General features: G+C 72.1%; 9 protein-coding genes. 3 read left to right on the forward strand and 6 right to left on the reverse strand.

What is annotated here, in order from left to right; genetic code table 11:
- Positions 1-2 precede the first annotated feature (2 nt).
- The 5 genes from ABZ464_RS19395 to ABZ464_RS19415 form a co-directional block, all read right to left on the reverse strand.
- On the reverse strand, positions 3-653 hold the full coding sequence (locus ABZ464_RS19395; RefSeq protein WP_359278424.1) for a DUF177 domain-containing protein: 651 nt from the start codon (positions 651-653) through the stop codon (positions 3-5).
- 131 nt (positions 654-784) lie between these two features.
- Positions 785-1849 (reverse strand): ATP synthase F0 subunit B, encoded by a 1065-nt coding sequence (locus ABZ464_RS19400; protein WP_359278427.1) that lies wholly within the window; start codon positions 1847-1849, stop codon positions 785-787.
- Between the two features lie 58 nt (positions 1850-1907).
- Positions 1908-2387, reverse strand: a complete 480-nt coding sequence (gene coaD / locus ABZ464_RS19405) for a pantetheine-phosphate adenylyltransferase (protein ID WP_359278525.1) — start codon at positions 2385-2387, stop codon at positions 1908-1910.
- Between the two features lie 26 nt (positions 2388-2413).
- Positions 2414-2998, reverse strand: a complete 585-nt coding sequence (rsmD, locus tag ABZ464_RS19410; protein ID WP_359278430.1) for a 16S rRNA (guanine(966)-N(2))-methyltransferase RsmD — start codon at positions 2996-2998, stop codon at positions 2414-2416.
- Between the two features lie 107 nt (positions 2999-3105).
- Positions 3106-6315, reverse strand: a complete 3210-nt coding sequence (locus tag ABZ464_RS19415; RefSeq protein WP_359278433.1) for a helicase-related protein — start codon at positions 6313-6315, stop codon at positions 3106-3108.
- Between the two features lie 166 nt (positions 6316-6481).
- Between ABZ464_RS19415 and ABZ464_RS19420 the strand changes: the two genes are divergently transcribed.
- Both ABZ464_RS19420 and ABZ464_RS19425 read left to right on the forward strand, forming a co-directional pair.
- Positions 6482-8326, forward strand: coding sequence for an HSP90 family protein (locus ABZ464_RS19420; protein ID WP_359278436.1), 1845 nt, complete (start codon positions 6482-6484; stop codon positions 8324-8326).
- Complete coding sequence (locus ABZ464_RS19425) at positions 8323-11295, forward strand: tetratricopeptide repeat protein (protein ID WP_359278439.1); 2973 nt, start codon at positions 8323-8325, stop codon at positions 11293-11295. Before ABZ464_RS19420 ends, ABZ464_RS19425 begins: the two co-directional genes overlap by 4 nt.
- A 3-nt stretch (positions 11296-11298) precedes the next feature.
- On the opposite strand, the gene ABZ464_RS19430 is transcribed toward ABZ464_RS19425, so the two are convergent.
- Positions 11299-13038, reverse strand: coding sequence for a DAK2 domain-containing protein (locus ABZ464_RS19430; RefSeq protein WP_359278442.1), 1740 nt, complete (start codon positions 13036-13038; stop codon positions 11299-11301).
- 209 nt (positions 13039-13247) lie between these two features.
- On the opposite strand from ABZ464_RS19430, the gene rpmB reads away from it, so the two are divergent.
- Entirely contained in the window at positions 13248-13433 is a 186-nt protein-coding gene (gene rpmB, locus ABZ464_RS19435; protein ID WP_003993230.1) for a 50S ribosomal protein L28, read from the forward strand.
- Positions 13434-13436: the final 3 nt, after the last annotated feature.

Raw genomic sequence — 13436 nt, forward strand, 5'->3', positions numbered from 1 at the left:
GGCTACTTCTCCTGCTTCTCGTCGACGCCCGCTTCCGCGTCGGCGCCGCTGATCTCGTCCTTCTCGCCGGGTTCAGGTGAACCTGCGAGTCCCTGCAAAGCCGCCCAACGGATGTCGACGGCGTCGTGGTGGTGGTCCGGGTCGTCCGCGAGCCGCGCTCCGCACTGGGAGCACAGGCCCGGACAGTCTTCCTGGCACACCGGCTGCATCGGCAGTGCGAGCACCACCGCATCGCGCAGCACGGGTTCGAGGTCGAACAGGCCGTCCTCGATGAAGAGCATGTCCTCGTCTTCCTCGGCGTCGTCGGCCGGCTCCGCCTTGGGGCGGCCACGGTCGTCGGCGTCGGGGTACGAGAACATCTCCTGGAAGTCCGCTTCGAGATCAAGCCCGAGCGGCTCCAGACACCTTACGCACTCCCCCTCGGCCCGTGCACGGGCGGTGCCTGTGACGAGCACCCCTTCCATGACCGACTCGAGGCGGAGTTCGAGTTCCACCGGGGCGCCTTCCGGCACTCCGATGACTCCCTGGATCCCCAGATCCTTGGGGGCGTCGATCTCACGGGTCAGGCGCTGCAGCGCGCCAGGACGCCGACCCAGCTCGTGCGTGTCGAACACGAGGGGGTTGCGGTGGTCGAGGCGAGCGTTGGGGGCCATTCCTGCTTTCGATCTTTCGAACTCTGAGGGCCGCCGCCCTCCGGTGTCGCGGGCAGCGGTGATCGCGGGCGTACTCGCGACCGAAGAGCCAGGATACTGGAGCTTTCGCTCACAGCCCAATCCGGGTGGCTCTAGAGCCCGCGGCCCTGTTCGTAGGCCCGCAGCTGCTCCGGCGTGATCATGCCCGTGTCGAAGAGGCTGGTCTCGTCGAGGGCATAGGACTGGTGGGCTTGTTGGGGCTGCTGGGCCTGCTGGTGCGGGTCGTAGGCGGTCTGCTGGGCGTCGTAGCCCTGGTAGGACGCCACGGCGTAGGGGTCCGCCTGCTGGTAGCCGTACTGGTCCTGCTGGGCGTACGTCTGGTCGTAGCCGTACCCGTCCTGCTGCTGGTAGCCGTAGGCGACCGGCTGTTCCTCGTACGACGGCTGCGGCGCCCCCTGTCCGACGGCGGCCGGGGCCCTGTTGTCCTGCTCGGCGAGGGCCGCTAGGTCGGCGAGGTAGTCGGCGTCGGAGGAGTGCTGGAAGGTCGTGTTGTCGTCGGCGAGGGCGCCGAGGTCGTCGCTGGCGATACGGCCGTGCAGCTTCTGCCGGCCCTTGCCGACGGCTTCCAGGGTCTTGGTGAGGACGGCCTCGAAGGCGCCCAGCTTGGTGTCGACGTAGGCGTCGGCGTCACGGCGCAGGGTCTCGGGGTCGTGGCTGCGCTCGGGGGCGTCGTCCTCCTCCGGGTCCGCGTACCCCTGCTCGCCGAAACCGGGACCGGTGCCGAGGAGCTTCTCGCGGCCGCGGCCGACCGAGCCGATGGTCTTGGTGAGGACGACCTCGAAGTTGGCGAGCTTGGAGTCGACGTAGTCGTCGGCGTCGGCGCGGACCTCCTCGGCCTCCCGGCGGGCCTCGGCGAGGATCCGGTCGGCCTCGGCCTGGGAGCGGCGGGCGATCTCGGTGTCGGAGATCAGCGAGCCGCGCTCGGCGTGCGCGGTGGAGATGATCCGGTCGGCCTCCTGGCGGGCCTGCTCGACCATCTGGTCGCGGTCGCCGATCAGCTCGCGGGCCTCGGCGAGCGAGTCGGGCAGGGCCGCGCGCACCTCTTCCAGCAGGGCGAGCAGCTCGGCGCGGTTGACCACGCACGAGGCCGACATGGGCATCGACCGGGCACTGGAGACCGCCGTGACGATCTCGTCGAGCTTCTTCTGTACGTCCACCGGTTGCTCGCCACTCTCTACAGCTGTGTTGGAGACGGACGGGACGACTGTAGCCCCATCAATCCCTGCGCAGGCGCTCGTTGAGGGCCTCGAGGACGAGCGGCGGGACCAGGTGGGAGACGTCGCCGCCCCAGGTCGCCACCTCCTTGACCAGGGAGGAGGACAGGAAGCTGTAGGTGGGGTTGGTCGGTACGAAGAGCGTCTCGACCCCGGACAGCCCGTTGTTCATCTGGGCCATCTGCAGTTCGTAGTCGAAGTCGCTGACCGCGCGCAGGCCCTTGACGATGGCGGGGATGTCGCGCTGCTTGCAGAAGTCGACGAGCAGGCCGTGGAAGGCCTCCACCCGTACGTTGCCGTATTCGGCGGTGACCTGACGGATCAGGTCGAGTCGCTCGTCGACCTCGAAGAGGCCCTTCTTCGACTTGTTGATCATGACCGCGACATAGACCTCGTCATAGAGACGGGAGGCGCGGGAAATGATGTCGAGGTGTCCGTTGGTGATCGGGTCGAACGACCCGGGACAGACGGCGCGGCGCACTTGTGATCCCTCGCTCTCCGGTCCGGTCATCGTGCGTCTTCGCACGTAGAGGCGGCGCGACCGTACCAAAACGTTCCCTCGCCGTAGCGACGGGCCCGGAGCGCTTCGAAGCCGTCCGGCCAGTCGAACTCCCCGCCTCTGGTGCTGCGCTCCACGGTGACGAGCGCGCCCGGCGCGAGCCAGCCCCCGGAGCGGAGTGTGAGGAGAATCTCGCGAAGATCGTCGTCCGTGACGGCGTAGGGCGGGTCCAGGAAGACGACGTCGTACGGCTCCGTGGGCGCCGTCTGGATCACTTGGCGGGCCTTGCCCGCGCGGACCTCGGCGCCGGGGAGGGCGAGGTTCCGCACGTTCTCGCGGATGACCCGGGCGGCGCGGGCGTCGGCCTCCACGAGGAGGGTGTGGCTCGCGCCCCGGGAGAGGGCCTCCAGGCCCACGGCCCCTGATCCGGCGTAGAGGTCGAGGACGCGTTCACCGTCGAGGGGGCCGCCGAGGAGGGACTGCCAGGTGGAGAGGAGGCCTTCTCGGGCGCGGTCCGATGTGGGGCGGGTGCCGGTCCCTGGCGGGACGGTGAGGCGGCGTCCGCCGGCCTTGCCGGCGATCACGCGGGTCATCTTCGGTCCTTGGTTGTGGGCGGCTTTACGTTCAGTGTGGCTGGTCGCGCACGCGCGGCGGTAGCCGCATGTTCAATACCGCCCCGCGCCCCTGGGTCGGCTGCCCCTCACCCCTTTTCCAAGTACTGCTCCCTCTCCTCGTCCAACAGGGCGTCCAGGGCTGTGCGCAGGCCGGGGAGTGCCGTCAGTTCGGGGTCGGCCGTGACCACGGCCACCGCCTCCTCCCTTGCCTCCGCGATGACCTCCTCGTCCTCGATCACCGCCAGGACGCGGAGCGAGGTGCGGGCGCCCGACTGGGCCTGGCCGAGGACGTCGCCCTCGCGGCGTTGTTCGAGGTCGATGCGGGACAGCTCGAAGCCGTCCAGGGTCGACGCCACGGAGTTGAGGCGCTGGCGGGCCGCGCTGGCCTCGGGCATCTCGGTGACCAGGAGGCAGAGGCCCGCCGCCGAGCCTCGGCCCACCCGGCCGCGGAGCTGGTGGAGCTGGGAGACGCCGAAGCGGTCGGCGTCCATGATCACCATGGCGGTGGCGTTCGGGACGTTCACACCGACCTCGATGACGGTGGTGGCGACCAGGACGTGGGTCTCTCCGGCGGCGAAGCGGCGCATGACCGCGTCCTTGTCGTCGGGGTGCATACGGCCGTGCAGCACCTCGACGCGGAGGCCTTGCAGCGGCCCCTTGGCCAGCTGCTCGGCGACGTCCAGGACGGCGAGCGGCGGGCGCTTCTCGGCCTCGTCCTCGGCGGACTTCTTCCCGGGGGCCACCTCCTCGTCGCCGATGCGGGGGCAGACGACGTACGCCTGATGGCCGTTCTGCACCTCCTCGCGGACCCGTTCCCACGCGCGGGCCAGGAAGTGGGGCTTGTCGGCGGCGGGGACGACATGGCTGGCGATGGGTGAGCGGCCGGCCGGGAGCTGGTCGAGGACGGAGGTCTCCAGGTCGCCGAAGACCGTCATCGCGACCGTGCGCGGGATGGGGGTGGCCGTCATGACCAGGAGGTGCGGGGGCTGCTTGCCCTTGCCGCGCAGGGCGTCGCGCTGTTCGACGCCGAAGCGGTGCTGTTCGTCGACCACGACCAGGCCCAGGTCGTGGAACTGGACCTTGTCCTCGATCAGCGCGTGGGTGCCGATGACGATGCCGGCCTCACCGGTGACCAGATCCAGGAGTGCCTGCCGCCGGGCCGCGGCTCCCATCGACCCGGTGAGCACCACCACCTTGGTGGCGTGCTCCGAGCCGCCCAGCATCCCGCCCTCGGCCAGCTCGCCCATCATCTCGACGACCGACCGGTGATGCTGCTGGGCGAGCACCTCGGTGGGGGCCAGCATGGCGGCCTGACCGCCCGCGTCGACGACGGCGAGCATGGCGCGCAGGGCCACCATCGTGTTGTGGGTGACCGTGAAGTTGTCGGTGACGTAGGCGTGGCTCGGATGGGCGACGCTGATGCACTGGACCGGCTTGCGTCCCACGTACTCGACGGCGCGAATTCCGCGGCGGAAGGTGTTGTCCTTCAGGCGAGGCCGCACGCGGTCCGCCTTGCGGGTCAGCCGAAATGGGGCGTACTCGTCGGGCAGCGCGACAAAGACCTCGAAAGCGGCTCGCTTCGGCAGGACACGCGCGCGGCCTCCCAGTGAACGCACAAGCCAGGCGACATCATCTGCGAGCCGCCGCGAAGCCGAACAGAACGAGACGCTCAGACCGTTCGCCTGGACGGTGCCGTCCGTGTCCAGGAGCCCTTGCAGCAGAGCGAGACGGTTCTTGACCGAGGTGTCCTTGAACTCGTCCGGCACGAACTTGCCGTGCGATGTCTCACCCCAGAGGTTCAGATCCCGCAGAACTCGGATCACCGGGTTGCGGGCCCCGCCGACACGCTGTGCGGGCTGGATGGTGTGATCACAGCGCGAGTTCTTCACGGGAACGAGTCGGCATTCAGGAGCCACAGCGGCTGCCACGGCATCCCGGATCTCGTCGTCGACGGTGGAGAGCCGCAGGTGGTGCCGGAACGAGCCGTCCCCGAGAAGGAGACCGAAGAGGTAGGGATCCAGGGGAAGTCCCGAGTCGCCTCCGAGGTCGACAGGGGCTGCTGCCGGGATGTACCACTTCGAAGACCCGTTCGCTTTGAGCGTGTCGAGACGGATCTCTCGAGTTGTCATGACCTTGGGAGCCCGGCCCCGGTGCCGGCCACCGCTCGTGCCGACGATCCAGAGGTGCTCGTCGTCGCACTCGACGGAGCTTCCGTCGGAAAGGACCAGACGCCAGACCTCACGCTCTCCCTGCGGGAAGACGCCGTCGACGAAGGCGATCTCTCCGTCCGGCACCACCACTTCATCACCCACCTGCATGTCCCCCATGCGACGGAACCCGGCGGGTGTCAGCACGAGTGAGTCGAGGGGCTGGGCCTTGCCCGAGCCGACCTCTCCCTGGAGCAGGCGGTGCATCGGGTGCTCGGTGGCCAGGTCGTCGAAGATCTCCTTGGAGACCTTCTGCTGGCCCTGTGTGAGGGTGAAGGGGAGGCAGTCGTCGAAGGCGGTGAGGAGGCCGTCGGGAGAGGGGCGGCGCGGGACGGCCGGGAGTTGGGCGTCGGCGTGGCGGCGGCGGGCGAGGGCGACCTGGAGGACGAAGGCCTCGTCCCACTTCAGACGGGCGCGGGCGTCGGCGATGTCGGCCTTGGTGTGGGGGCGGTGGATCTTGAGGAGGGCCTCGGGGAGGGTGACCAGGCCTCGGCCCTCGCGCAGGGCGGGCGGGAGGGGGTCGACGGCCTCCTGGGCGCTGGGCAGGACGGTCTGGATCGCCTTGCCGATCTTCCAGGACTCCAGTTTGGCCGTGGCCGGGTAGAGGGGGATCAGGGCGCCGGCCCAGGTCTCGACCGTCTCCTCGCCGTCCCCGCGCAGCAATTCGTACGCCGGATGCGCCAGTTGGAGGCGGCGGTTGAAGACGGAGACCTTGCCGGCGAACATCGCGCGGGTGCCCGGCAGGAGGTCCTTGTGGGGTTTGTGGACGCCGTTGCCGAAGAAGACCAGCTGGAGTCGGCCACTGCCGTCGGTGATGGTGACTTCCAGCCGCTGTCCCTTGCCGCGGGGGGCCTTGGCGGAGGCGAAGGAGTGCAGCCGGGCGTCGGCGACCATGGCGACCACCGTGACGTGCTCGTCCATGGGGAGGTCGGCCAGGTGCGTGAGCTGGCCGCGCTCCTCGTATCTGCGGGGATAGTGGTGCAGCAGGTCGCCGACGGTGTGCAGGCCGAGGTGTTCGGCCATCACCTTCGCGGTCGGTGGGCCGAGCACCTTCTTCAGTGGTTCTTCGAGTGCGGGCACGAGATCCATTGCACACCACGCCACTGACATTGCTCGATACGTGTCCTGAAACACCTGGTCAGACGGCTCGTTCGGGCTCTAGGATGACCGGCCTCCGCCATCATCCGCGGTCACCGCCCCACCGGGACCGCCCGACCCCGCGCCGTGCTCGTCCCCACTTCGCGGCGCTGCAGCGATGGACTCCCAGACCTCACAGTCATCCCAGGCATCACCGTCACCTCATACGTTCCAGGTCGACCTGCGTGGTCTGGTGGACCTGCTGTCCCATCACCTCTACTCCAGTCCCAAGGTCTATCTGCGGGAACTGCTGCAGAACGCCGTGGACGCCATCACCGCCCGGCGGGCCGAGGAGCCCGCCGCCCCCGCGCGGGTGCGGCTGTACGCCTCGGGCGGGACGCTGCGGGTGGAGGACTCCGGCATCGGGCTCACCGAGGCCGATGTGCACAGCCTGCTGGCGACCATCGGGCGCAGCTCCAAGCGGGCGGAGGGCCTCCAGGAGGCGCGGTCCGACTTCCTGGGGCAGTTCGGCATCGGGCTGCTGGCCTGTTTCGTGGTCGCCGAGCGGATCCGGGTCGTCAGCCGCAGCGCCCGTACCCCCGCCGCGCCGCCCGTGGAGTGGACGGCGCGCGACGACGGTTCGTACACCGTGCGGACGCTCCCGCACGACGAGCGGCCCGAGCCGGGCACCACCGTGCACCTGGTGGCGCGCGCCGGGGCCGGGGAGTGGCTCACCGAGGAGCGGGTGCTGAAACTGGCACGGGACTTCGGCTCACTGCTGCCGTACGACGTCCGGGTGGGCGAGGAGGCGGTCACCGATCTGCCGGCGCCCTGGGACCGGCCGTACCCCTCCCCCGCGAACCGGCGGGTGGCGCTGGCCCGGCACTGCCACGGGCTGTTCGGGTTCACGCCGTTGGACACGATCGAGCTGGATGTGCCGCTGGCGGGCATCCGCGGGGTGGCGTACGTGCTGCCGGCGGCCGTCAGTCCCGCCCAGCGGGCCACGCACCGGGTGCACCTGAAGGGCATGCTGCTGACCGAGCGGGCCGAACAGCTGTTGCCCGACTGGGCGTTCTTCGTGCGCTGTGTGCTGGACACGGACAGTCTGCGGCCCACGGCGTCGCGCGAGTCGCTGTACGAGGACGAGACGCTGGCCGCCGTACGGGAGGCGCTCGGGGAGCGGATCCGGTCGTGGCTGACGGGGCTCGCGGCGGGTGATCCGGAGCGGCTTTCGGCCTTTCTGGCCGTGCACCACCTGGGTGTGAAGTCGCTGGCGCGGCACGACACGGAGATGCTGCGGACCATGCTGCCGTGGCTGCCGTTCGAGACGAGCGACGGGCAGCTGTCGCTGGAGGAGTTCGCGCAGCGGCACCCGGTGGTGCACTTCACGCGGACGGTGGAGGAGTACCGGCAGGTCGCGCCGATCGCGGCCGCGCAGGGCGTCGGGGTGGTCAACGGCGGCTACACGTACGACAGCGAGCTGGTCGAGGCGCTGCCGTCGGTGCGGCCGGGGACGGTGGTCGCCGAGCTGGACGCGGACACCGTGACGGCGCATCTGGACACGGTGGACCCGGCGGAGGAGCTGGCGCTGTCGGGGTTCCTGGCGGCCGCGCGGGCGAAGCTCGACCCGCTGGGCTGTGACGTCGTCCTGCGGGCCTTCCATCCGCTGTCCGTGCCCGCGCTGCACCTGGACGACCGGGCGGCGCGGCACGAGCAGGCGCGGGCCGAGGAGGAGGCGCAGGCCGACGATCTGTGGGCGGGCATCCTGGGCTCGCTGCGCGGCGGCGCCCCCCGCGCGCGGCTGGTGCTGAACCATCTCAACCCGCTGATCCGGCGGATCAGTTCGCTTCGGGCGGCGGAACTGATCGGCACCGCCACGGAGTCCCTGTACGGGCAGGCGCTGCTGATGGCGCAGCGGCCGCTCAGGCCCGCGGACTCGGCCCTGCTGAACCGGGCGTTCATCGGCCTTCTGGAATGGGCCACGCACGGGGAGTCCGCACACGGGGAGGACGACCACCGATGAGTGAGATCAGGGACTTCGACGCGCTCCGCCGGGCGATGGCGGAGAACGGCGAGCAGCCGGAGGGCCCGGCTCGTAACGCGCGCGCGGAGCTGCTGCTGACGGAGGCCGAGAAGCTGAACATCCCGCTGGCGGTGATCGAGGCGCTCGGGCACCAGCTGAAGGTCTACAACTACAGCTCCGAGAAGGACAAGATGTTCGTCCCGTTCGCGCGGCTGCTGCGCCTGTGGGACGAGCGGCCCGGGGACTTCGACGACTACGAGACGCACTCGCTGCACTGGGTCTTCAAGTGGATGTCGGCCGGCATGCTCGACCAGCCGCACGTTCCGCTGGCGTCGGTGGAGAAGTGGCTGGGCGAGATGGAGCACCGCTACCGGCTCGCGGGGCACTCGGAGCGTGCGGTGCGCAGTGCCGAGTTCAGTGTGGCCGCGCATGTGGGGGACGTCCCGCGCGCGGAGCGGGCGTTCGCCGCGTGGCTGGCCGCGGACCGGGACACGATGGCCGACTGTCACGCGTGCGAGCTGCACGGGCAGGGCTGGTGGCAGGCGGAGCGGGGCCGGGACGAGGAGGCGCTCGCGCTGTGGGCGCCGGTTCTGGAGGGTGAGTACGCGTGTGCGCACGAGCCGCACACGGTGCTCGCCTCGTCGCTGGTGCCGCTGCTGCGGCTGGGCCGGGTGGAGGAGGCGCGCGCCCACCATCTGCGGGGCTTCCGGCTGGTGCGGCCGATGGAGAGCATGCGGGGCGCGTACGCCGACCACGTCGAGTTCTGTGCGCTGACGGGGAACGAGGCGCGGGGTCTGGAGCTGCTCGCGGAGCGGCCGGCGTACTTCACGGACGACGGGCATCCGCGCAGCAAGCTGGAGTTCCTGAGTGTCGTGGTGCTGCTGATGGAGCGGTTGGCGGGGCTCGGTCTGGGCGGGCAGCGGGTGCCGGGGCCGGCCGGGCGGGAGTGGACGGCCGGTGAACTGGCCGCCCACGCGCGCGGGGAGGCCCTGGTGCTGGCCGCGCGGTTCGACGAGCGCAACGGCACGGAGTACGTCAGTGAGCGGGCCCGCGCGCGGATGGCGCAGCGTCCGCTGGTGGAGCGGCTGCCGCTGGGGGTGCGTGCGGTGCGGCCGGCCGCGGTGAGCGCGCCCGTGCCGGTCGTGGCGCCGGAGGCGGTGGAGCCCGAGCCGGCGGACCTGCTCGCCGAGGCCCGGCGGCTGTCGGACACGCTGCGGCCGGAGGCCGTTCAGGCGTGGGCGGCGGTCGCGCGGGCCGCCGAGGGCGTGGAGGGTGTGGGGCTGAACGCGCGTGACCGTGCGGAGATCGTCGAGCACGAGGCGATCGCGCTGGGTCCGCAGGGCGCGGAAACGTTCGAGCGGGCCGCGGAGCTGTACGCGGAGGCGGAGGACCCCGGGGAGGCGCTGGCGGCACGCGCGCGTGCGGCGTACGTGCGCGCGCTCGCCGGGGAGGACGTCGGCAAGGCGCTTGCGGCGGTGGCCGGCCCGTACGACGACGTACTCGCGCTGTACGCCGAGGGCGGCACCCAGGTGCGGCAGGCGGCGGGGGTGCTGATGGCGCGGGCGCGGATCCTGATGCGGCGCGTCCACGAGGCCGACGGGCCGATGGCGGAAACGGTTCTGGGGGAGGCGGAGGCGGCCGTACGGGAGCTGCTCGCGCTGGTCGAGGGGCGGACCGGGGACGACGTACGGCTGACCGCGCGGCTCGCCGAGGGGCACGCGATGCTCGGGGAACTCGCCACGCACTCCGGGGACGTCGAGGCGGGCGCGCGGCTGTTCGCGCGGGCCGCGGCGGAGTTCACCGGGGCGGGGCTGCCGTGGTTCGCGTGTGAGTACGAGGCCCGGCTCGCGGGTCTCGCGCACCATCTGGGCGACATGGCGGAGGCGGAGCGGGCGCTGCGGGCGGCCCTGGAGCACGGCGGGTCCGTGCTGGAGCCGGTCGGGCGGGCCCAGCTGCATCTTCAGCTCGCCGAGGTGGTCGGGGAGCGGGGGCAGGCGGCGGAGGCCGCGGAGCACGCCCTGGAGGCGGCGCACTGGGCCGACGAGGCGGGCGAGGGCCCGACCTTCGGCGCGTGGGCGCGGCACCAGCTCGGCGGGTATCTGGTCCGGCTGGGGCGCTGGGCGGAGGCCGCGGAGGTGCTGGAGTCGGCGCTGGCCGATCTGCGCGAGGAGACGCACGGCGACGGGGCGGTGGTTCAGACGCAGTGGTGGCTGGGCGACTGTCTGAGCGAGCTGGGCGAGCACCGGGACGCCGCCGAGCGCCGGCTCCAGGCCGCCGAGATCGCCCGGCACTGGCCCGAGCAGCACGACCACGCGACCCTCGCCCATCTGGCCGCCGAGTCCCTCGGCCACGCGGGACTGCCCGAGGAGGCGGACCGGGCGTACGCGCGCGCGGGTGAGCTGTGGCGCGCTCTGGGCAATGTGCACGGGCTGGTGCGTTCGCTGCGCGCCCGCGCGTGGCTGGCGCTGCGGACCGAGGACGGGACGGAGGGGGCGCGGGCGCTGATGGCCGGCGCCGTGGAGGAGTGCGTGGACGCGCTCGCGGTGACGGAGGACGACGAGGAGGCGCGGCTGCGGCTGGTCGCCGAACTTGGGCACACCCACCGTCAGTTCGGGGATCTGCTGGCCCGCTCGGCGACCGAGGACGCCGACGACGACTCGATCCGGGACGCCTTGGAGGAGGCGTTGTCGCAGATGGCGGAGGCGGTCGCGGTGTTCGTCGCCCTGGACGGCGACGCGCTGCACGCGCGTACCGGCGCGGAGCTGGCCGCGGGCTGGCTGGAGACCGACCTGGGGCGGCCCGAGGCGGCCGCGGCACGCGCGCGTGCGGTGCTGCGGGCCTACGCGGACACCGACGCCGACGAGGACGGCGACGGGGACGGGGACGAGGGGACGGTGGCGGGTCGGCGGGCCGAGGCGGAGCAGTTGCTGCAGGTGGCGCTGGAACAGCCCGACGGGTCGGGCGAGTAGCGGCTACTCCACGCCGATCAGCAGCAGCGCGCCCTGCCGCCCGCCGCGGTACACGACCGTGTCGACGGCGAGGTACGCCTCCCGCACCCGCGCCTGAAGACGCTCGGCGATGCCGTCGGGGGCGTCGTCGCCGAGCACCAGGGTGACCAGCTCGCCGCCGGCCGACAGCATGCGGTCCAGGGTGCTCTCGGCGGTGGCGGTGACGTCGGCGCCGATGACGGCGACGTCGCCGTCGATGAGCCCGAGGACGTCACCGGCCTGGCAGATGCCGGCCATGGTCCACGACTGGCGCTCGGCGACGGCGACCTCGGCGTAGCGGGTGGCGCCGGCCGCGGAGGTCATGGAGACGACGTCCTCGTCGAAGCGGCGGTCCGCCTCGTGCACGGCGAGCGCGGCGATGCCCTGGACGGCGGAGCGGGTGGGGATGAGGGCCACCCGGATGCCCTCGGAGCGGGCCTGTTCGGCGGCCGCGGCGGCGGTGTGGCGCAGATCGGCGTCGTTGGGCAGCAGGACGACCTCGCGCGCGTGGGCCCGTCGTACGGCCTCCACGAGCTCCCCGCTGGCGGGCGGCTCCCCGGGGCGGGCGAGGACGGTGGTCGCGCCGGCCTCGGTGTACAGCCCGGCCAGGCCCTCGCCGGGCACGACGGCGACGACGGCCCGCTGGACGCGCTCGCGGACCGGGCGTTCGCCCCCGCGCGCGTGGGCGTCACCGGCGCCGAAGTGGGTGATGCGGATCCGGTACGGCCGTCCGGCGTCGACGCCCGCCTCGACGGCGGCGCCCGCGTCGTCCACGTGGACGTGGACGTTCCACAGGCCGTCGCCGCCGACCACGACGAGGGAGTCCCCGAGGGCGTCCAGGCGCCGGCGCAGCCGGGCGACGGCGGTGTCCTCGGCCTCCAGGAGGTAGATCACCTCGAAGGCGGGCCCGCCCGCCTCGCCCGGTGCGTCGGCGCAGTCCACGGCGGCCGGCTCGGGACCGGCGGCCACGCGCGCGTGCACCGCGCCCCCGGAGAACCCGGAAACCCCGGGGCCCCCGGAGACCCCGGAGAACACCGGCGCCTCCCCCGTGAACGTCTCCACCAGCGCCGCGAGGACCGCGACCAGCCCCCGCCCGCCGGCGTCGACCACCCCGGCCTGTTCCAGCACGGTCAGCTGGGCCGGGGTCGCGGCCAGCCCCGCGCACGCCCCCCGGTAGGCCGCGCGGGCGACGGTCCCGCAGTCGCCCCCGGCGCCCTCGGTCGCGTCGGCCGCGTCGGCGGCGGCCGAGGCGACCGACAGGACCGTGCCCTCGACGGGGTGGGCGACGGCCTGGCGGGCGGAGTCGGCGGCGTGCCGCAGGGCCAGCCGCAGCCCGTCCCCGTCGGTGTGAGAGGCCTCACCCTCGGTGGCGAGGACCTGGGCCATGCCGCGCAGGAGCTGGGCGAGGATCGTCCCCGAGTTCCCGCGCGCGCCTATGAGCGCGCCGTGCGCCATCGCGCGCGCGGCGTCGGCGAGGGACGGACTGCGCACGGCCGCGGGGGCGACGGCCGCCGGAGCGGTCTCGTACCCCGCGAACACGGCCTCCACGGCGGTCGTGGCGGACTCGACGGTCAGATAGAGGTTCGTGCCGGTGTCGCCGTCCGCGACGGGGTACACGTTGATCGCGTCGATCTCCTCGCGCGCGCGGCCCAGCGCCGTGAGCGCGAGCGAGCACCAGGTGCGCACCGCGAGAGCATCGAAGAATGTCTGCGGCACCTGCGCCACCTGCGCCTCCCTGAGCTGCTGGACTGCACGCAGCGTAGAGCAGCCGTGGTAGTTTCGTTCTACTGGCGCAGTCGTTGTATGCTGCTCCGGTTGCCCGATCCGATCGGGCCATTCCCCTGGCTACGCCACTCAGATCTCTGATCCTGCGATCTCGATCCCGGCATGCCGGGATCCAACCGTAAGTGCATCTGAAGTCTTTGGAGTGACCCGTGGCTGCCAACTGCGACGTCTGCGGCAAGGGGCCGGGCTTCGGCAACAACATCTCGCACTCGCACCGCCGTACGTCCCGCCGCTGGAACCCGAACATCCAGCGTGTGCGTACCGTGGTCGGCGGGACGCCGAAGCGCGTGAACGCTTGCACCTCGTGCATCAAGGCCGGCAAGGTCTCGCGCTGACGC

Origin of the sequence: Streptomyces sp. NPDC005820 (genome assembly GCF_040630255.1) — a bacterium.
In the GTDB taxonomy this organism is placed as follows: Bacteria; Actinomycetota; Actinomycetes; order Streptomycetales; family Streptomycetaceae; genus Streptomyces.